This window comes from Ancylobacter polymorphus (assembly GCF_022836935.1).
GTDB lineage: Bacteria > Pseudomonadota > Alphaproteobacteria > Rhizobiales > Xanthobacteraceae > Ancylobacter > Ancylobacter polymorphus_A.
Genome location: NZ_CP083239.1, coordinates 1,086,718 through 1,104,984, shown reverse-complemented (window position 1 = coordinate 1,104,984; position 18,267 = coordinate 1,086,718). Strand labels below are relative to the sequence as shown.

Annotated in this window: 17 protein-coding genes; 9 read left to right on the top strand and 8 right to left on the bottom strand. The window is 70.2% G+C overall.

The annotated features are described in order from the left end of the window. The first annotated feature begins 207 nt into the window (after positions 1-207). Complete coding sequence (gene purD, locus K9D25_RS05215; RefSeq protein WP_244379942.1) at positions 208-1,473, top strand: phosphoribosylamine--glycine ligase; 1,266 nt, start codon at positions 208-210, stop codon at positions 1,471-1,473. A gap of 138 nt (positions 1,474-1,611) precedes the next feature. Then, positions 1,612-2,634, top strand: a complete 1,023-nt coding sequence (locus K9D25_RS05210; RefSeq protein WP_244379940.1) for a patatin-like phospholipase family protein — start codon at positions 1,612-1,614, stop codon at positions 2,632-2,634. Positions 2,635-2,637: 3 nt separating this feature from the next. Here K9D25_RS05210 and K9D25_RS05205 read toward each other — a convergent pair whose 3' ends face one another. Then, entirely contained in the window at positions 2,638-3,069 is a 432-nt protein-coding gene (locus K9D25_RS05205) for a nucleoside deaminase (RefSeq protein ID WP_244450801.1), read from the bottom strand. A gap of 136 nt (positions 3,070-3,205) precedes the next feature. On the opposite strand from K9D25_RS05205, the gene K9D25_RS05200 reads away from it, so the two are divergent. After that, positions 3,206-5,176, top strand: a complete 1,971-nt coding sequence (locus tag K9D25_RS05200) for a pseudouridine synthase (protein ID WP_244379938.1) — start codon at positions 3,206-3,208, stop codon at positions 5,174-5,176. 12 nt (positions 5,177-5,188) lie between these two features. Next, on the top strand, positions 5,189-5,746 hold the full coding sequence (gene rsmD / locus K9D25_RS05195; RefSeq protein WP_244379936.1) for a 16S rRNA (guanine(966)-N(2))-methyltransferase RsmD: 558 nt from the start codon (positions 5,189-5,191) through the stop codon (positions 5,744-5,746). Positions 5,747-5,764: 18 nt separating this feature from the next. Here the strand turns inward: rsmD and K9D25_RS05190 are convergent, their stop codons facing one another. After that, a complete protein-coding gene (locus K9D25_RS05190) occupies positions 5,765-6,568 on the bottom strand; it encodes an alpha/beta hydrolase (RefSeq protein ID WP_244379934.1) in 804 nt (267 codons plus the stop codon). Positions 6,569-6,893: 325 nt separating this feature from the next. Between K9D25_RS05190 and infC the strand changes: the two genes are divergently transcribed. After that, positions 6,894-7,418 (top strand): translation initiation factor IF-3, encoded by a 525-nt coding sequence (gene infC, locus K9D25_RS05185; protein ID WP_244379932.1) that lies wholly within the window; start codon positions 6,894-6,896, stop codon positions 7,416-7,418. Between the two features lie 111 nt (positions 7,419-7,529). Here the strand turns inward: infC and K9D25_RS05180 are convergent, their stop codons facing one another. The 5 genes from K9D25_RS05180 to K9D25_RS05160 all read right to left on the bottom strand — a co-directional run bounded on the left by K9D25_RS05180 (position 7,530) and on the right by K9D25_RS05160 (position 12,782). After that, on the bottom strand, positions 7,530-8,879 hold the full coding sequence (locus K9D25_RS05180) for a bifunctional folylpolyglutamate synthase/dihydrofolate synthase (protein ID WP_244379928.1): 1,350 nt from the start codon (positions 8,877-8,879) through the stop codon (positions 7,530-7,532). A gap of 7 nt (positions 8,880-8,886) precedes the next feature. Continuing rightward, positions 8,887-9,840 (bottom strand): acetyl-CoA carboxylase, carboxyltransferase subunit beta, encoded by a 954-nt coding sequence (gene accD, locus K9D25_RS05175; RefSeq protein ID WP_244379910.1) that lies wholly within the window; start codon positions 9,838-9,840, stop codon positions 8,887-8,889. Between the two features lie 145 nt (positions 9,841-9,985). Continuing rightward, positions 9,986-10,825: a tryptophan synthase subunit alpha gene (gene trpA, locus K9D25_RS05170; RefSeq protein ID WP_244379908.1), complete on the bottom strand. Its 840-nt coding sequence runs from the start codon at positions 10,823-10,825 to the stop codon at positions 9,986-9,988. After that, positions 10,822-12,054: a tryptophan synthase subunit beta gene (gene trpB, locus K9D25_RS05165; protein WP_244379907.1), complete on the bottom strand. Its 1,233-nt coding sequence runs from the start codon at positions 12,052-12,054 to the stop codon at positions 10,822-10,824. The genes trpA and trpB overlap by 4 nt, the downstream gene beginning before the upstream one ends. Next, positions 12,051-12,782 carry a phosphoribosylanthranilate isomerase gene (locus tag K9D25_RS05160; RefSeq protein WP_244379906.1) on the bottom strand — a complete coding sequence of 244 codons (732 nt, stop codon included), beginning with the start codon at positions 12,780-12,782 and terminating at the stop codon, positions 12,051-12,053. The genes trpB and K9D25_RS05160 overlap by 4 nt, the downstream gene beginning before the upstream one ends. A gap of 272 nt (positions 12,783-13,054) precedes the next feature. Here K9D25_RS05160 and K9D25_RS05155 point away from each other — a divergent pair, with 272 nt between their 5' ends. The 4 genes from K9D25_RS05155 (at position 13,055) to cysW (ending at position 17,232) form a co-directional block, all read left to right on the top strand. Further along, positions 13,055-14,170 (top strand): glycosyltransferase, encoded by a 1,116-nt coding sequence (locus K9D25_RS05155; protein WP_244379905.1) that lies wholly within the window; start codon positions 13,055-13,057, stop codon positions 14,168-14,170. A gap of 161 nt (positions 14,171-14,331) precedes the next feature. Then, positions 14,332-15,357, top strand: coding sequence for a thiosulfate ABC transporter substrate-binding protein CysP (cysP, locus tag K9D25_RS05150; RefSeq protein WP_244379904.1), 1,026 nt, complete (start codon positions 14,332-14,334; stop codon positions 15,355-15,357). A 148-nt stretch (positions 15,358-15,505) separates the two neighbouring features. Continuing rightward, complete coding sequence (gene cysT / locus K9D25_RS05145; RefSeq protein ID WP_244379903.1) at positions 15,506-16,327, top strand: sulfate ABC transporter permease subunit CysT; 822 nt, start codon at positions 15,506-15,508, stop codon at positions 16,325-16,327. Between the two features lie 2 nt (positions 16,328-16,329). Then, positions 16,330-17,232, top strand: a complete 903-nt coding sequence (cysW, locus tag K9D25_RS05140; protein ID WP_244379902.1) for a sulfate ABC transporter permease subunit CysW — start codon at positions 16,330-16,332, stop codon at positions 17,230-17,232. A gap of 75 nt (positions 17,233-17,307) precedes the next feature. Here cysW and K9D25_RS05135 read toward each other — a convergent pair whose 3' ends face one another. Then, positions 17,308-18,267, bottom strand: a complete 960-nt coding sequence (locus K9D25_RS05135) for an ornithine cyclodeaminase family protein (RefSeq protein ID WP_244379901.1) — start codon at positions 18,265-18,267, stop codon at positions 17,308-17,310.

Sequence of the window (18,267 nt, the reverse complement as noted above, 5' to 3'; positions counted from 1 at the left end):
CTTCGAAGCTCGCTTTGCTCGCACCTCAGCATGACGGGCGTGGCGAACCGCCTTGGTGGGACGTCATCCTGAGGTGCGCGGGCAACGCCCGCGCCTCGAAGGATGGTCGATCGTGTCGCGACCTCGCTCCCTTTCGCCCTCCCCCTTGCCCCTCGCCGCCCGAACGTTTAGGCGAAACGCCATGTCGGGGCGCTGGAGGTTTGCCGCATGAACGTTCTTCTGCTCGGCTCGGGGGGCCGCGAGCATGCCCTCGCCTGGAAGCTGGCGCAGAGCCCGCTCATGGGGGCCTTCTTCGCGCTGCCCGGCAATCCCGGCATCGCCGAATTCGCCACCTGCTTTGACGGCGTGCCGCTGGACGACCATGACGCCATCGTCACCCTGTGCCTTGCCGAGAAGATCGACCTCGTCGTCGTCGGGCCGGAGGCGCCGCTGGTGGACGGCATCGCCGACCGGCTGATCAGTGAGGGCATCGCCGTGTTCGGCCCGCGCCGTGTGGCGGCGCAGCTGGAAGGCTCCAAGCTGTTCACCAAGGAATTGTGCAAGGCGCACGCCATTCCCACCGCCGCCTTCGGCCGCTTCACCGATGTGGAAGGCGCCCGCGCCTTCGTCCAGCACCATGGCGCGCCGATCGTGCTCAAGGCCGACGGGCTGATGGCCGGCAAGGGCGTGATCGTGGCGATGACGCTGGACGAGGCGCTCGCGGGCATTGACGAGGTGTTCGCCATGGGCGGCGCCGGTACGGAAATCCTGATCGAGGAGTTTCTGGAGGGCGAGGAAGTCTCGTTCTTCTGCCTGGTCGATGGCGAGACCGTGCTGCCCTTTGGCTCGGCGCAGGACCACAAGCGCGCCTTCGACAATGACGAGGGGCCGAACACCGGCGGCATGGGCGCCTATTCGCCCGCGCCGGTCTTCACCGCCGAGATGGAGCGGCGCACCCTGCATGAGATCGTCAAGCCCACCGCCCGCGCGCTGGCCGATGCGGCGAGCCCGTTTCGCGGCGTGCTGTTCGCCGGGCTGATGATCACCAGCGAGGGGCCGAAGCTGATCGAATACAATGTCCGCTTCGGCGACCCGGAATGCCAGGTGCTGATGATGCGGATGGAGGGCGACCTGCTGCCGCTGCTCGCCGCCGTGGCGACCGGGCGGCTGGAGGACCAGCCGGTGCCGCTGAAGCCCGACGCGGCGATTTCCGTGGTCATGGCGACGAAGGGCTATCCCGGCGCTTATGGCAAGGGCTCGCGCATTGGCGGGCTGGAGGCGGCCGAGACCATTCCCGGCGTGAAGGTGTTCCATGCCGGCACGCGCCGTTCGGGCGAGGATATCGTCGCCAATGGCGGCCGGGTGCTGAACGTCACCGCCGTCGGCGCCAATGTCGCCGAGGCGCGCGAGCGGGCCTATGACGCCGTCGCCCGCATCGACTGGCCGGAAGGCTTCTGCCGCCACGACATCGCCTGGCGCGCGCTGGCCGGCTGAGCGTAGCCCGCGCGGGCATTTTGCCCGCCGCGCGCTCTGGCGGCCCCGCACCGGCGTGCCCATGTTCAAAGAATTGCCGCGCCTGCGTGGCAGAACCGGCGCGCCTTGCGGAGGAGCCGCCTCCCCGGAACGCGGCAGATGGGCAGAACGATGGACGATTTCCCTCACAGCCGGCGTCGGCGGGTGCCGGCCGATCCCGCCCCGGAGGCGGAAGCGCCGCCTCCCGCCGCGCGCAAGGCGGGGAAGGAAGAGGCGGGCGGCGCGGTGATGTCCTCGCCGGGCAGTCCGGTCTCCGGTGCCCCTGTCTCCCCGCCCGTGCCCGGCGTGGCCGGGCCCGGCGGGCCGACGCTGGGCGTGGCGCTGGGGTCGGGCGGGGCGCGCGGCCTCTCGCATATTCTGGTTCTGGAAGCGCTGGACGATCTCGGCCTTCGGCCGACCGCCATGGCGGGGGCGTCGATCGGGGCGTTGTTCGCCAGCGTCTATGCCGCCGGCATGCCGGCGCGCGACATCCGCCATCTCGTCACTCACACGCTGAAGAATCGCGGCGAGGTGATGAAGCGCCTGCTCGCCGCCCGTGTCGGGCGCATCGCCGACCTGTTCGGCGCCGGGCTGGGCAATCCGGTGCTGATCGACGCCGAGCGCTTCATCGGCGGCTTCCTGCCCAAGATGGTGCCCGACACGTTCGAGGAACTGTCCATTCCGCTGCGGGTGGTGGCCACCGATTATTGGGAGCGCTGCGAGCGCACCTTCACAGCGGGGCCGATCCGCCCGGCGCTGGCGGCCTCTCTCGCCATTCCCGGTCTCATCCGCCCGGTGCAGCATGACGGCCACACGCTGGTGGATGGCGGGGCAGTGAACCCGCTGCCCTTCGACCTTTTGCGCAGCCGCGCCGATGTGGTGATCGCGGTCGACATCACCGGCGGCCACGGCACCGAGACGCGCGGCGTGCCCGCACCCTTCGAGGCGATGTTCGCCACGCTGCAGATCATGGCGTCCTCCATTGTCGGCGAGAAGCTGAAGGCGGGCGCGCCGGACATTCTCATCCGCCCCAACGTGCATGATTTCCGCGTGCTGGATTTCTTCCGCGCCGCCGCCATCCTGAAAGCCGCCGAGCCGGTCAAGGACGAGGTGAAGCGCCGGCTGGAGGCGGTGCTGGGCTAGGTCTTATCCCCGCCGCCCGGCGAAGAAATCCCGCAGAATCTGCGCCGATTCGCGCTCGCGGAAGCCGCCATAGACCTCCGGCCGGTGGTGGCAGGTGGGCTGGGCGAAGAAGCGCACGCCGCTCTCCACCGCCCCGCCCTTGGGATCGGCGGCGCCATAATAGACCCGCCGCAGCCGGGCGAAGGAAATCGCCGCCGCGCACATGGTGCAGGGCTCCAGCGTGACGTAGAGATCGCACTCGCCGAGCCGGTCATTGCCGAGGCGCGCGGCCCCGGCGCGCAGCACCAGTATTTCCGCGTGGGCGGTGGGGTCGGAGAGTTCGCGCGTGCGGTTGCCGTCGGCGGCCAGCACCTCGCCGGCGCGCACCAGCACCGCGCCCACCGGCACCTCGCCGCGGGCAGCGGCACGCGCCGCCTCATCGAGGGCCAGCTGCATGAAGTCGCGGCGTGCCCGGCCGCTGGCGTCGCAATCGTCGCTCGTCAAGGCTCTGCTCGCCCGAAATCTCGCCAAAAGCTCGCATCCCCCCGCAGGACATGCTAGCACCCGCCGCCCGGAGACCGGATCAATCCCCATGCCCAAAAACACGCCGCCCCGCAAGGAACACAACCGCGTCCCCCGCCCCGCCCGCCCGGCGGCGCCGGAGGAGGCCGGCCCGCGCGAGGCCGAGCGCGTCGCCAAGGTGGTGGCCCGCGCCGGGCTCGGCTCGCGCCGCGAGATCGAGGAATGGATCCTCGCCGGGCGCGTGGCGGTGAATGGCGAGGTGCTGGAAAGCCCCGCCCGCACCGTCACCGCCGAGGACGAGATCACCGTCGACGGGGCGAAGCTGCCCGACCGCGAGCGCACGCGGCTTTTTCTCTACCACAAGCCCAAGGGCGTGGTGACGACCAATTACGACCCGGAAGGGCGCCCGACCCTGTTCGAGATCCTGCCCCCCGGCCTGCCGCGCCTCGTCTCCGTCGGCCGGCTCGACCTCAACACCGAGGGGCTGATCCTGCTCACCAATGATGGCGGGCTCTCGCGGGTGCTGGAGCTGCCGGAAACCGGCTGGCTCCGCCGCTACCGCGTGCGCGCCAAGGGCGACATCACCCAGGACAAGCTCGACGCGCTGATCGCCGGCGTCACCGTCGACGGGGTGCAGTATGGCCCGATCGAGGCGGTGCTCGACCGCGTGCAGGGCGCCAATGTGTGGCTGACCCTGGCGCTGCGCGAGGGCAAGAACCGCGAAGTGCGCAATGTGCTCGGCTCGCTCGGGCTCGACGTGAACCGGCTGATCCGCCTGTCCTATGGCCCGTTCCAGCTCGGCGAGCTGGCGCAGGGCGAGGCGGAGGAGGTGCGCACCCGCATTCTCGCCGACCAGCTCGGCGAGGCGCTGGCCAAGCAGGCGGGCGCGGATTTCGAGGGGCCGCTGTTCAACCATGCCGAGGACGAGGCGCCCAAGCGCCCGGCAAAGCCCGGCAAGGCGCGCTACGCCAAGCCGGAAGGGGCGGAGGACCGCCACCGTCGCCTGCCCATCGACACCGAGCCGGGCGAGGGCAAGAGCGTGACCGCCGGTGTCGTCGCCGACCGCAAGGGCCGCAAGGTGCTGGTGCAGCGCGTGCGCTCCACCGAACCCGTGCCCGAGCCCGCCCCGGCCCGCGTCCGCCGTGACGAGGAGCGCGCCAGCGTGCGCACCGGAGCGCGTCCCGGTGCTCCTGCTGGCGAGCGCGGCGGCGAGCGCACCTTCCGCAAGCGGCCCGAGCGGGCCGGTGAGATGGAGAGTGGTGCCGAGCGCGAGGAGCGTCCCTTCCGCGAGCGTCCCGCCCGCGCCGGCGCCAAGAGCCGCGACCGCAAGGTCGGCGGGCCGCGCCCCTCCCGCCCGCGTGTCGAGCGCGAGGGCGAGGCGGGCGAACGTTCCGAGCGTCCTTTCCGTAGCCGCGACGAAGGCGGCGACCGCGCGCCGCGTGGCGAGCGCCCCGCGCGCCCGTTCCGCGAACGCGGCGAGCGTCCCCAGCGGACGGAGGGAGAGCGCCCCTTCCGCGGCGCCGGCAGCGACCGGCCCTATAGCGGCCGGGTGAAGTCCGAGCAGTCGCGCAGCTTCCGCCCGCGCGCGGAGGGTGACGAACGCCCGCCCCGCCGCGAGCGTCCCGAGGGCGACCGCCCCTTCCGCGAGCGCGCCCCGCGCCCCGAGGGCGCGCGCCCGTTCCGCAGCCGCGACGACCGGCCCGCGCGGGACGACCGTCCGCCGCGCGAGGACCGTGGTGACCGCGCGTCGCGCGGCGATCGCCCGGCCCGCTCCTTCGGTGACCGGCCGGCGGGCGGCAAGAGCTATGGTGCCAAGAATTTCGCCGACCGGCCGGAAGGGCGTTCGGGGGGCGGCAAGCCGGGTGGCCGATCCTTCGGTGACAAGCCCGCGGGCGGCAAATCCTTCGGCGGCAAGTCCTTCGGCGGAAAACCCGCAGGTGGCCGCCCCGCCGGTGGCAAGCCTTCCGGTGGTCGCCCCACCGGGGGCAAGCCGTCTGGTGGTAAACCGGGCGGGCGTCCGCCGCGGTCGCCGCGCGGCTGACGGGGCGGTTCGATGCGCATCGTCGGCGGGCGCTTCAAGGGTCGCGCGCTGCGCGGCCCCTCCTCCAACGCCACGCGGCCGACCTCCGACCGGCTGCGCGAGGCGCTGTTCAATGTGCTCGCCCATGCCTATGGCGATGCCGCCGACGGCGCCCGCGTGCTCGACCTGTTCGCCGGCACCGGCGCGCTGGGGCTGGAAGCGCTCTCGCGCGGGGGGAAGCTCGCGGTGTTCGTCGACGAGGCGCCGGAGCCGCGCGGGCTGATCCGCGCCAATGTCGAGACGCTCGGCGTCGGCGGCATCACCCGCATCTTCCGCCGCGACGCGACGAAGCTGGGCGAGGCCTTCGCCAATGACGCCTTCGATCTCGTCTTCTGCGATCCGCCCTATGGGCGCGGGCTGGCGGAAAAGGCGCTGGCGAGCGCCCTTTCCGGCAAATGGCTGGCGCCGGACGCACTCGTCGTGGTGGAGGAATCGGTCGAGGCCGCCTTCGCCGCCCCGGAAGGTTTCGAGGAACTGGAGCGCCGCCGCTACGACAGCAGCGAGATCGTCTTCCTGCGCGCGCCGGGCTGAGCGCGCGCAGGCGCGCCCTCACCCCACTTCCTGCACCGCCGCCAGAATCCGCTCGATATCCTCGGGCCGCGAGAGGCGGTGGTCGCCATCCTTGATCAGGCTCAGCACCACATCGTCCTCGGCGAGGCAGGTGACGAGCCGCAGCGCATGCTGCCACGGCACATCCGGGTCGGCCACGCCCTGGAGGATGCGCACCGGGCAGCCGACCGCGAAGGGCGCGCCGAGCACGAGGTTCTGCCGCCCGTCCTCGATCAGCGCCCGGGTGATGACCTGGCCGGGGCCATACTGCGAAGGGCGCACCCAGCGCCCGTCATGCAGCAGCGCGGCACGGACATCCTCCGGCATCGCCTTCCACATCAGCTCTTCCGTGAAGTCCGGTGCCGGGGCGATCAGCACCAGCGCGGCGAGGCGGGCGCTCTCGCCCCGCGCCGCCAGCGCCCGGGCGAGCAGCAGGGCGATCCAGCCGCCCATGGAGGAGCCGACGACGATCTGCGGGCCCTCGGTCATCCGGTCGAACACGGCGAAGGCGTCCTCGGCCCAGCGCGAGATGGTGCCCTCCTCGAAGGCGCCGCCGGATTCGCCATGGCCGGAATAGTCGAAGCGCACCACGCGCCGGTCGTGCGCCGCGCCCCAGTCCGCCAGAGCTTCCGCCTTGGTGCCGCGCATGTCGGAGAGAAAGCCGCCGCACCACAGGATGCCGGGATGTTCCGGGCTCGCGCGGCCGGGAGTGACGCGCACCGCGATGGCGCGGGCATCCGCGCCCACAGTGAGGAAGGAAGGGGCGGCGCCCGCATCGGGACGGGTGGGGGTGGCCTCGCTCATCATTGTCCTCCGGTCGGTAGGCGAACGGTGCGCGGCAACCTCTTGATCAGCGAAAGCCTTGCGATTCGAGGCGCGCGCGCCATCTTGGCTTACAGGCACACCTCGCGTGGGAACAGGGCCGGCGGGCCAGGTGACGACGAAAGCCGGCCGAGCCTGCGTTATTACATGCGATCCGTGCTTTACCGCCGTTGACTTCTGACGGGTTTGTCACGATCTTCTGCGACCGTTTTACGCGCGCGGAAATCAGCCGGCCGGCGACCCTTCGAAGCGCGGTGGAAACGCCACATTCTGAAATGGCAGAGGAGAAGACGCCATTCGCCGCCCCATGAGACCCGTCGCGCCGGAAAAGGACGGTCCGCGCGTCAACGAAGATATCCGCATCCGCGAAGTTCAGCTCATCGATCAGGACGGGCAGAATCGCGGCGTCGTGCTGACGCGCGATGCGATTGCGATGGCGCAGGACGCCGGCCTCGATCTCGTCGAGATCGCGCCGAACTCGGCCCCGCCCGTCTGCAAGATTCTCGACTATGGCCGGTTCAAATACCAGAACCAGAAGAAGGCCAACGAGGCGCGCAAGAAGCAGCACGTCGTCGAGATCAAGGAAATCAAGCTGCGGCCCGGCATCGACACCCATGACTATGAGGTGAAGATGAAGGCCATCCACCGCTTCTTCGACGAAGGCGACAAGGTGAAGATCACCCTGCGCTTCCGCGGCCGCGAGATGGCGCATCAGGAGCTCGGCTACAAGCTGCTCAACAAGGTGAAGGAAGAGCTGGCGACCATTGCCAAGGTCGAGGCCGAGCCCTCGCTGGAAGGCCGCCAGATGATCATGGTGCTGGCCCCGCGCTGAGGCGCGGCGGCCGCCCTTCGACCGGCATCATCCCGGAACGGCCGCGAGGCCGTGTCCGGGATTGTCGTTTGCGCGCCAAGGTTCGCGCCGGCCTGCGCGGAAACCTGCGCCTCAGTCCGGCAGTGAGCCGTTCTCGCCCAGCACGGCGCCGGCGAGATAGAGCGAGCCGGCGATCAGCACGCGCGGCGCGGCCCCGACGGGAAATTCCGCCAGCCCTTCCAGCGCGGCGGCGACGCTCGGCGCGGTGGAGGCGTCGAGCCCGTGCCCCCGCGCCGCTTCCGCCAGCGCCTCCGGCGCCGCGCCCTTGTGCTCGCCCGGCACCGGCACCGCGATCAGCTCGCGGGCGAGGCCGGCGAAGGGCGCGAGGAAGGCGTCCGCATCCTTGTTGCCCAGCATGCCGACGATCAGCACCAGCGGCCGCGACACCCGGTCTTCGAGATCGGCCAGTGCGGCGGCGAGCGCCTGACCGCCGGCGGCGTTGTGCCCGCCATCGAGCCAGATGTCGACGCCTTCCGGCGCGCGGGCGGTGAGCGGGCCGGGGCCCAGCCGCTGCAGCCGCGCCGGCCATTGCGCGGCGCGCATGCCTTCCTCGAAGGCGGCGGGCGGCAGGCCGAGATTGGCGACGCGCAACGCTTCCACCGCGAGGCCGGCATTGACGATCTGGTGCGGGCCGACGAGGCGCGGGCGCGGCAGGTCGAGCAGTCCCGCCTCGTCGGCGACGACCAGCCTGCCGCCTTCCTCATGCGCCTGATAGTGCTCGCCCATGACCGAGAGCGGCACGCCGAGCCGCGCCGCCTGCCGTTCGATCGTGCGCAGCGCCTCGCGCGGCTGGTGGCCGAGCACGGCGGGCACGCCGCGCTTGAGGATGCCGGCCTTTTCGCCGGCGATCTCCGCCACGGTCTCGCCGAGGAAATCGACATGGTCGATGGAGACCGGGGTGATGACACTCACCAGCGGCCGCTCGATCACATTGGTGGCGTCGAGCCGGCCGCCGAGGCCGACTTCCAGCAGCAAGATGTCGGCGGGGGTTTCCGCGAACAGCAGCAGCGCCGCCGCCGTGGTGATCTCGAAAAAGGTGATCGGTTCGCCGCCATTGGCCTCTTCCGCCCGCGCCAGTGCGCCGGTGAGGCGGGCATCGTCCACCAGCGTGCCGGCGAGGCGGATGCGCTCGTTGAAGCGCACCAGATGCGGCGAGGTGTAGACATGCACGCGCTGGCCGGCGGCTTCCAGGATCGCCCGCATGAAGGCGACGGTGGAGCCCTTGCCATTGGTGCCGGCGACATGGATCACCGGCGGCAGCCGCCGCTCGGGATGGCCGAGCCGCTCCAGCAGCCGCCACATCCGGTCGAGCGAGAGGTCGATCAGCTTCGGGTGCAGCGCCAGCAGCCGGTCGAAAATGTCGTCGACCGGCGCCCGCGGCCCCTCGGTGGGCGCGGGGCCGGCGGCTGGAAGCGCGCTCATGGGGGCCTCAGGCGCTGGCGGGCGCGGGGTTGGCGGCGGGGACCGGCAGGGCCGGGGCTTCGGCCGCCTTGTCCTCGGCGGGCTTTGCTGCGGCCTTGGTCTCGCCCGCCACGGCCGGGGCGCGCATCAGCAGGCGGCAGAGCCGCGCCAGCGTCGGGCGCATCTGGTGGCGGTGGACGACGAGGTCGATCATGCCGTGGTCGCGCAGATATTCGGCGCGCTGGAAGCCCTCCGGCAGCTTCTCGCGGATGGTCTGCTCAATGACGCGCGGGCCGGCGAAGCCGATGAGCGCGCCCGGCTCGGCGATCTGGATGTCGCCCAGCATGGCATAGGAGGCGGTGACGCCACCCGTGGTCGGGTTGGTCAGAACCACGATATAGGGGAGCTTCGCTTCGCGCAGTTCCTGGATGGCGCAGGTGGTGCGCGGCATCTGCATCAGCGAGAGGATGCCTTCTTGCATGCGCGCGCCGCCGGAGGAGGCGAACATGATGAAGGGCGTGCCGCGCGAGGCGGCGGTCTCAAGCCCGGTGACGATGGCCTCGCCCGCCGCCATGCCGAGCGAACCGCCCATGAAGCCGAAATCCTGCACCGCCACGGTGACGGGCAGGCCTTCCAGCTTGCCATAACCGACCTTCACCGCGTCCTGCGCGCCGGTCTTGGTCCGGGCGTCCTTGAGGCGGTCGACATAGCGCTTCTCGTCGCGGAACTTCAGCGGGTCGATGGCCACCGCCGGCAGGCCGATATCGTACCATTTGCCGCCGTCGAACACCGAGCGCAGACGCGCCGTCGGGTCCATGCGCATATGATAGCCGGAGCCGGGGACGACGTGGAGATTCGCCTCCAGATCCTTATGGAACACCATCTGCCCCGTCTCCGGGCACTTCACCCAGAGATTTTCCGGCACTTCCCGACGGTTCAGGAAGGAGCTCAGCTTGGGGACGACGTTCGAGATCCAGTTCAACGGTCGGGCTCCGGACGGTGACGCAGCGGCCGCGACGGGGGTCTCCCCGCCGCCGGCCGCCCCTCATCTAATGCCGCAGAAGGGCGATGAAAAGGCGCACGCGCGATTCGGCCGCGGCCGCGCGGGCGTGCGCCGGCTTTGATCGCTATTCCGCCGCCTGGCGGCGTACCCCGCGCACGGCCTGGGCGAGCCGGCCGACCAGATCGGTGACGGCGGTAATGGTCGCGGGCGTGGCGCGGTTCTCGGCATCGAGCGTGGCGCGCAGCGCGTCGATCAGCGCCGAGCCGACCACCACGCCATCGGCATTGGCGGCGATGGCGGCGGCGCTCTCCGGCGTCTTCACGCCGAAGCCGACCGCGACGGGCAGCGTGGTGTGGCGCTTGATCCGCGCCACCGCCCGGCCGACCGCGTCCGGGTCGGCCTGCGCCGCGCCGGTGATGCCGGTGATGGAGACGTAATAGACGAAGCCCGCCGTGTGCTTCAGCACGGCCGGCAGCCGCTGGTCGTCGGTGGTCGGGGTGGCGAGGCGGATGAAGTCGAGCCCCGCCGCCAGCGCCGGCAGGCAGAGTTCGCCGTCTTCCTCCGGCGGAAGGTCGACCACCACGAGGCCGTCGACGCCCGCCGCCTTGGCGTCGGCCAGGAAGCGTTCGACGCCATAGACATAGACCGGGTTGTAATAGCCCATCAGCACCAGCGGCGTGGTGGCGTCGCTCTCGCGGAAGGTCTTCACCATGGCAAGCGTCTTGGCCAGCGTCTGGCCGGCCGCTAGCGCGCGCAGGCCCGCGGCCTGGATCGCCGGGCCGTCGGCCATCGGGTCGGTGAAGGGCACGCCGAGTTCGATGATGTCGGCGCCCGCCGCCGGCAGCGCCTTGAGCAAGGCGAGCGAGGTATCATGGTCGGGATCGCCGGCGGTGATGAAGGTGACGAGCGCGGCGCGCCCCTCGGCCGCGCAGGCGCGGAAACGGGTTTCGATGCGGGTGCTCATAGGCTCGTTCCCAGAATGTCCGCCACCTGCGGGATGTCCTTGTCGCCACGGCCGGAGAGGTTGACCACCATCAGGTGATCTTCCGGGAAGGTGGGGGCGAGCTGCGCGACCTTGGCCAGCGCATGCGCCGGCTCCAGCGCCGGGATGATGCCTTCGAGCTTCGCCACCAGCTGGAACGCTTCCAGCGCCTCGTCATCGGTGGCGGAGATATAGGTGGCGCGGCCGGTGTCGTGCAGCCAGGAATGCTCCGGCCCGATGCCGGGATAGTCGAGGCCGGCGGAGATGGAATGCGCCTCGGCGATCTGGCCGTCCCCGTCCATCAGCAGATAGGTGCGGTTGCCGTGCAGCACGCCCGGGCGCCCGCCGGTGAGCGAGGCGGCGTGCTGGCCGGAGGGGATGCCGTGGCCGGCGGCCTCGACACCGAAGATCTTCACGCTCGGGTCATCGAGGAAGGGGTGGAACAGGCCCATGGCGTTGGAGCCGCCGCCGATGCAGGCGATCAGGCTGTCCGGCAGCCGGCCTTCCATCTCCAGCATCTGCTCGCGGGTCTCGGTGCCGATGATGCTCTGGAAGTCGCGCACCATGGCGGGGTAGGGGTGCGGGCCCGCCACCGTGCCGATGCAGTAGAAGGTGTCGGCGACGTTGGTCACCCAGTCGCGCAGCGCCTCGTTCATCGCGTCCTTCAGCGTCTTCGAGCCGGACTGGACGGGGACGACGCTGGCGCCGAGCATCTTCATGCGGAACACGTTGGGCGCCTGCCGGGCAACGTCGACGGCGCCCATATAGACGACGCATTCGAGGCCGTAGCGCGCGCAGAGCGTGGCGGTGGCGACGCCGTGCTGGCCGGCGCCGGTCTCGGCGATGATCCGCTTCTTGCCCATGCGGCGGGCGAGCAGGATCTGGCCGAGGACGTTGTTCACCTTGTGCGAGCCGGTGTGATTCAGCTCTTCGCGCTTGAAGTAAATCTTCGCGCCCATCCCTGCCGGCGCGCCGGCGCGCAGATGCTCGGTCAGCCGCTCGGCGTAATAGAGCGGGCTCGGCCGGCCGACATAGTGCTTCAGCCCGGCATCCATCTCCGCCTTGTAGGCGGGATCGGCCTTGGCTTCGTTATAGGCCGTCTCCAGATCGAGGATGAGCGGCATGAGCGTTTCGGCAACGAAACGGCCGCCGAAGAGGCCGAAATGCCCGTTCTCGTCGGGGCCGGTGCGGAAGGAATTGGGAGCGTTCACGACGGGCTCGTCTCTCTGGCAGGTGAAGGCGGCGTCGGCGCGGAGCCGTGGGCGGTGTCGCCGGTCGGGGCGGAAGATCCTTGCGCCTCGGCCGTCCGCGCGGCGCGCAAGAAGGCCTCGATGCGGGACGGGTCCTTGATGCCGGGTCCACGTTCGACACCGGAGGATACGTCGAGGCCGGGCGGATGGATGAGCCGCACCGCGTCCGCGACGTTTTCCGGGTCGAGCCCGCCTGACAGCATGAAGGGCCGGGCGAGGTCAAGGCCGGCGATGAGGTTCCAGTCGAAGGCGACGCCATTGCCGCCGGGCAGGGTGGCGCCCTCGGGCGGCTTGGCGTCGAGCAGCAGCCGGTTGGCCACGCCTTCATAGGCGGCCAGCGCGGCAAGGTCTTCGGCTGAGGCAATGCCGAGCGCCTTCATGACCGGCAGGCCGAAGCGGGCACGGATGGCGGCGACGCGCTCCACGCTCTCGCGACCGTGCAGCTGCAGCATGTCGGGGCGCAGCGCGTCGATGATGGCGGCCAGCGTCGCGTCGTCGGCATCGACGGTGAGCGCGACGATCTGCGCCCGCCCGCGCGCCTGAGCGCCGAGGGTGGCGGCGGTGGCGAGGTCGACATGGCGCGGCGAGGGGGCGAAGAACACCATGCCCACCATGTCCGCACCGGCACTGACGGACGCCTCCAGCGTCTCGGCGGTGCTCAGCCCGCAGATTTTGATCTCAAGCGACAAGGCCGCCTCCTCGGAACAGAGCCACCTAGCATGAACGGCTCTTTGACGCGAGGGCATCGCCGAGGACGGGGCTGACTCCGGCGCAGAAGCCCGGCGACACGCACGCGGCCAGAGGCGGCAGGCGCCTGTGGACGGATTCTGAGAATAATCCTCATCATAAATCGGTTTTTCTCGGTGCGGGCTGTTCCCCTCTTGGATACGGCGTCCTAGCGTGCCGCGGCGTGGCCGGCCGATCTCCCGCGCGCAACCGGCCTTCACCAGAAGCCCTCGCGATGACGACCGCCATGACCGATCCGCACCCGATCAAGGTCTTCGTGCAGCTTTCGCACGGCCAGGACGCGGCCGAATGGGAGCGGAACCAGCGGAGCGGTGCGCTCATCGGCATCAACGACCCCTCGCCCTATGGCTACCGGCGCGCCGAGCGCGAGGGCTGCGAAGTCCGCTTCTCGCGCGCGGGTCGTGAAGGGCTGCTCGGGAAGGGTCTGCGCGGCGCGCTGCGGCTGGCGCTGGGCTTCGACCTCGTCCATGCGCTCCGCAACCGGGCGGAGATCTTCCGGGCCGACATTGTGTGGACGCACACCGAGGCCCAGTTTCTCGCGGTGGCGATGCTGCTGTCGCTGGCACGGCGTTCGTCCCGGCCCAAGCTCCTCGGCCAGTCGGTGTGGCTGATGGATGAGTGGCGGCGGCTGTCGCCGCTCCACCGTCCGCTCTACCGGTGGCTGCTCCGGCGGGTCGATGTGCTGACCTTCCATTCCCCGGAGAACCGGCGCCGCGCCCAGGCGGTGTTCGGCCGCCCCGACGCCGAGCTGGTGCCGTTCGGCATTCCCAATGAGACCGTGTTGCCCCCGCTGCGCGCCCCGGTGCGGCCGGTGAAGGTGCTCAGTGTCGGCAATGACCGCCACCGCGACTGGGCGACGCTGCTGGCGGCGCTGGGAAGCCAGAACGACATCGAACTCACCATCGTCTCGCGCGCCATCGACCCGCGCCTGACCCGGCCGCACGCCAATGTCCGGGTGGTCGCGCCGGCCCATAATGACGAATTGCTGCGGCTCTACGCGACCAACGCACTCATGGTGGTGCCGCTGAAGGAGAACCTGCACGCCAGCGGCATTACCGTGCTGCAGGAAGCGGCCCTGTGCGGGCTGGCGCTGGTCGCCACCCGCACCGGCGGGCTCGACGCCAATTTCGACGAGGCGGAGGCGACCTATGTGCCGGTGGGCGATGCCGCCGCGCTGCGGACGGCGGTGCGCGAACTCGCCGCCGATCCGGCCCGGCGGGACGCCCGTGCCGCCGCTGCCCAGCGCCGGATGACCTCCGGCGCGCTGGGCTGCGAGGCCTATATCAGCCGCCACGTCGCGCTCTCGCGCCGGGCCCTTGCGCGCCGCTGAGCCCCGCCTGGCGTCGCTGCGCCGCACCACGCGACATTCCCCTCTTTCGCTGCGGCAGATCGCGTGCTACACAAACTTCAGTGTGAAATCTTTTAATTCACGTAGAATTTACGTGTTTACGGCAGCGACGCCCCCGTCGCGCCCGTTCGTGGAGACTGCCCATGCGCCTCTCGCGCCGCCTGATTCTGACCGCGACCCTCGCCGCCACGCTGGCGCCGTTCGCCCTCGCCGTGCCGCAGGCCCGCGCGCAGGAGCCGAACCAGATCCTCAACGCCTCCTACGATGTCGCGCGCGAACTGTTCGACGCCGAGAACAAGCAGTTCGAGCCGGCCTACAAGGCGAAGACCGGCAAGGAGATCAAGGTCAACCAGAGCCATGCCGGCACCTCCAAGCAGGCGCGCTCCATCGTCGAGGGCCTTGAGGCCGACGTGGTGACCTTCAACCAGATCACCGACATCACCTTCCTCGTCGACAAGGGCTTCGTCGCCAAGGACTGGCAGAGCCGCCTGCCCAACGGCTCCTCGCCCTGGTACTCGTTCCCGGCCTTCCTCGTGCGCGAGGGCAACCCGAAGAACGTGAAGAACTGGGACGACCTCGTCCGCGACGACGTGAAGCTGGTGTTCCCCAACCCGAAGACCTCGGGCAATGCGCGCTACACCTATCTCGCCGCCTATGCCTTCGCGCTGGAGAAGTTTAACGGCGACGTGGCCAAGGCCGACGCCTTCGCCAAGAAGCTGCTCTCCAACGTCGTGGTGTTCGACACCGGCGGGCGCGGCGCCACCACCTCCTTTGTCGAGCGCGAGCAGGGCGACGTGCTCATCACCTTCGAGGCCGAGGTGATCGGCGTGAAGGACGCCTACAAGGACAAGAAGTTCCAGGTCGTGGTGCCGGAGGTGAGCCTGCTCGCCGAATTCCCGGTCGCGGTGGTGGACAAGGTGGTCGACAAGCGCGGCTCGCGCCAGATCGCCACCGATTACCTGACCTATCTCTATTCGCCCGAGGGCCAGAAGGTCGCCGCCGAGTTCAACAACCGCGTCGTCGACCCCAAGGTCGCCGAGGAGTTCAAGGCCAAGTTTGCCCCCGTCCGCCTCGTCAAGGTCGAGGATGTGTTCGGCGGCTGGGCCAATGCGCAGAAGACCCACTTCGCCTCCGGCGGCAAGCTCGACGAGCTGTTCGTCGCCCCGTGAGGTGTGCGGTTTCGCACGGCATTCGTGTGAATAGCCGTTTCGCGCTGGACTTCTCCGTTGAACTGCGGCATGGCCGGGCTCGTCCCGGCCATTGCCTTTTCACCGCTGCCCGACCCCGGTCGGTGCGACCGACGCAAGGAGCCGACCGTTGAACCGCGTCATACCGGGCTTCTCGCTCTCGCTCGGCATCACCGTGCTCTATCTCAGCCTGATCGTGCTGCTGCCGCTCGGCGCGCTGGTCTGGCAGGCGCTGGATGTCGGCTGGGAGCGCTATCTCGCCATTATGAGCGGGGCGCGCACGCTGGCCGCCTTCCGCATCACCCTTTCCACCGCCGCGCTGGCGACCTTGTTCAACTGCATCTACGGCCTCGCCCTCGCCTGGGTGCTGGTGCGCTACGAGTTTCCCGGCAAGCGCTATCTCGACGCGCTGGTCGATGTGCCCTTCGCGCTGCCCACCGCCGTCGCCGGCCTCGCCCTCTCCGCGCTGTTCGTGAAGAATGGCTGGTTCGGCGGGCCGCTGGCGGCGCTCGGCATCGATGTCGCCTACACCCCGCTCGGCATCGCCATCGCCATGGCCTTCACCTCCATCCCCTTCGTGGTGCGCACGGTGCAGCCGGTGCTGGAGGATCTCGCGGCCGATGTGGAAGAAGCGGCGGCGACGCTCGGCGCCTCGGATCTGCGCATCTTCGCGCGCATCATCTTTCCCGCCATCCTGCCGGCCTTCCTCACCGGCGCCTCACTGGGCTTCGCCCGCTCGCTGGGCGAGTTCGGCGCCATCATCTTCATTGCCGGCAACCTGCCGCTGAAGACCGAGGTGGTGTCGCTGCTGACCTTCATCCGCATCGAGGAATATGATTACCCCGCGGCCGCCGCCATCGCCGCGACGCTGCTGGGCTTTGCTTTCGTCCTGCTGTTCCTGGTCAACATGCTTCAGCTCTGGCAGCAGCGCCGCATCGGCACGGGGGATTGAGCATGGAAGTCGAACCGTCTCCCGGCCCCTCCCTTCCCCCCGCCGCCGCGCCCGCGTCGGGCCGCATCCGCGTCGGCGACGGGCCGGCGACGCGCCGCGTGCTGGTGGGCGGGGTGCTGCTCGTCACCGCGCTGGTGCTGGTGGCGCCGCTGCTGGCGATCTTTGTCGAGGCGTTCAAGCACGGCATGGCCGCCTATGCCGCCTCCTTCGCCGCGCCGGACACGCAATACGCCATCGGCCTGACCCTGTTCACCGCGCTGATCGTTGTGCCGGTGAATGTGGCCTTTGGCATCGCGGCGGCCTGGTGCATCGCCAAGTTCCGCTTTCCCGGCCGCAATCTGCTGGTGGCGCTGGTGGAACTGCCCTTCTCCATTTCGCCGATCATCGCCGGCGTCGCCTATCTCTTCGTCTATGGCGCGCAGGGGCTGCTGGGGCCCTGGCTGGCCGAGCACGACATCAAGATCATGTTCGCCGTGCCGGCGATCATCCTCGCCAGCCTGTTCGTCACCGCCCCCTTCGTCGCCCGCGAGCTGATCCCGCTGATGATCGCGCAAGGGTCGGAGGAGGAAGAGGCGGCGGTAACGCTGGGGGCGGGGGGCTGGCGCATCCTGCGCCTCGTCACCCTGCCCAATGTCCGCTTCGCCCTGCTCTATGGCGCGGCCTTGTGCAATGCGCGCGTGATGGGTGAATTCGGTGCGGTGTCGGTGGTGGCGGGCAATATTCGCGGCCAGACCAACACGCTGCCGCTGCAGATCGAACTGCTCTACCAGGACAATAACGCGGTCGCCGCCTTCGCGGTGGCGACGCTGCTGACCCTGGTGGCGCTGGTGACGCTGGTGGCGAAGGCGATCATTGAGCGGCTCGACGCGGCGCGGGTGAAGGCGCAGGGCAAGCCGGGGCATTGAGCGGCCCGTCATCCTGAGGTGCCCGGCCCCGGCCGTGCCTCGAAGGACGCAGGCGGCCGATGCGGCGCCGGCTCCTCAGCCCTTCAGCGCCTTCCACACCAGCTCGGCGGCGGCGAGGTCCTCGATGGCAGTGCCGACCGATTTGAACAGGGTGATCTCGTCGGCGCTGCCGCGCCCCTTGGCGGTGCCGGCGGTCAGCTCGAACAGATCGCCCTGGATGTCCTCCGGCGCCAGCACGCCGCTCGCCAGCGGGATGACGATGTCGCCCGCCTCCTTGCCGGCCCCGGCGCGGGTATCGACATAAACGCGCGCCCGGCGGATCGCCTCGTCGTCGGCCTCGCGCATGATCGGGGTGAAGCCGCCGACGAGGTCGACATGCTGGCCGGGGCCGAGATAGCGCCCTTCCACCAGCGGCTGCGGCGAGAGCGTGGCTGACGTGACGATGTCCGCTCCCGCAATGGCCGCGCCGCGATCGGCCTCGGCCGTGGCATTGAAGCCCTCGGCACGCAGGGTTTCCGCCAGCGCTTCCGCCTTGGCGAGCGTGCGGTTCCAGATGGTGATGGTGCGGATCGGGCGCACGCTGGCATGAGCGCGGGCGAGATAGGGCGCGAGCGCACCGGCCCCGATCACCGCCAGGCTTGAGGCATCTTCACGCGCGAGGTAGCGGGCGGCGAGCGCGGAGGCGGCGGCGGTGCGCCACACGGTGAGGGTGCGCGCGTCCATCACCGCCAGCGGTTGGCCGGTGGCGCCGGAATTGAGCAGATAGAGCCCGGTGATGCTTTCGAGGCCCCGGGCGCTGTTGCCGGGAAAAACGGTCACCAGCTTGGTGCCGTACACGTCGTCCTCGGTGCCCTCGCTGGTCCAGGCCGGCATCAGCAGCGCGGTTGCGTCGCCATCCGGGCGCGGCATGGTGTGGTGATGGCGCACCGGCACGGTGATGCGGCGGCGAAAGGCGGCCTCAAGCGCATCGATCAGCGCGGGAAAGGTCAGCAGCCCGGCGATCTCGCCGGACGACACGAAGCGCACATCGCTCAT

What these genes read in the sequence shown, in the direction of transcription:
- cysP (WP_244379904.1), top strand. Translation starts at nt 14,332, where the DNA reads ATGCGCCTCTCGCGCCGCCTGATTCTGACCGCGACCCTCGCCGCCACG.
- trpA (WP_244379908.1), bottom strand. Translation starts at nt 10,825, where the DNA reads ATGAGCACCCGCATCGAAACCCGTTTCCGCGCCTGCGCGGCCGAGGGG.
- rsmD (WP_244379936.1), top strand. Translation starts at nt 5,189, where the DNA reads ATGCGCATCGTCGGCGGGCGCTTCAAGGGTCGCGCGCTGCGCGGCCCC.
- purD (WP_244379942.1), top strand. Translation starts at nt 208, where the DNA reads ATGAACGTTCTTCTGCTCGGCTCGGGGGGCCGCGAGCATGCCCTCGCC.
- cysW (WP_244379902.1), top strand. Translation starts at nt 16,330, where the DNA reads ATGGAAGTCGAACCGTCTCCCGGCCCCTCCCTTCCCCCCGCCGCCGCG.
- K9D25_RS05135 (WP_244379901.1), bottom strand. Translation starts at nt 18,267, where the DNA reads ATGAGCGATGTGCGCTTCGTGTCGTCCGGCGAGATCGCCGGGCTGCTG.
- K9D25_RS05205 (WP_244450801.1), bottom strand. Translation starts at nt 3,069, where the DNA reads ATGCAGCTGGCCCTCGATGAGGCGGCGCGTGCCGCTGCCCGCGGCGAG.
- K9D25_RS05190 (WP_244379934.1), bottom strand. Translation starts at nt 6,568, where the DNA reads ATGAGCGAGGCCACCCCCACCCGTCCCGATGCGGGCGCCGCCCCTTCC.
- K9D25_RS05155 (WP_244379905.1), top strand. Translation starts at nt 13,055, where the DNA reads ATGACGACCGCCATGACCGATCCGCACCCGATCAAGGTCTTCGTGCAG.
- K9D25_RS05180 (WP_244379928.1), bottom strand. Translation starts at nt 8,879, where the DNA reads ATGAGCGCGCTTCCAGCCGCCGGCCCCGCGCCCACCGAGGGGCCGCGG.
- K9D25_RS05200 (WP_244379938.1), top strand. Translation starts at nt 3,206, where the DNA reads ATGCCCAAAAACACGCCGCCCCGCAAGGAACACAACCGCGTCCCCCGC.
- K9D25_RS05210 (WP_244379940.1), top strand. Translation starts at nt 1,612, where the DNA reads ATGGGCAGAACGATGGACGATTTCCCTCACAGCCGGCGTCGGCGGGTG.
- infC (WP_244379932.1), top strand. Translation starts at nt 6,894, where the DNA reads ATGAGACCCGTCGCGCCGGAAAAGGACGGTCCGCGCGTCAACGAAGAT.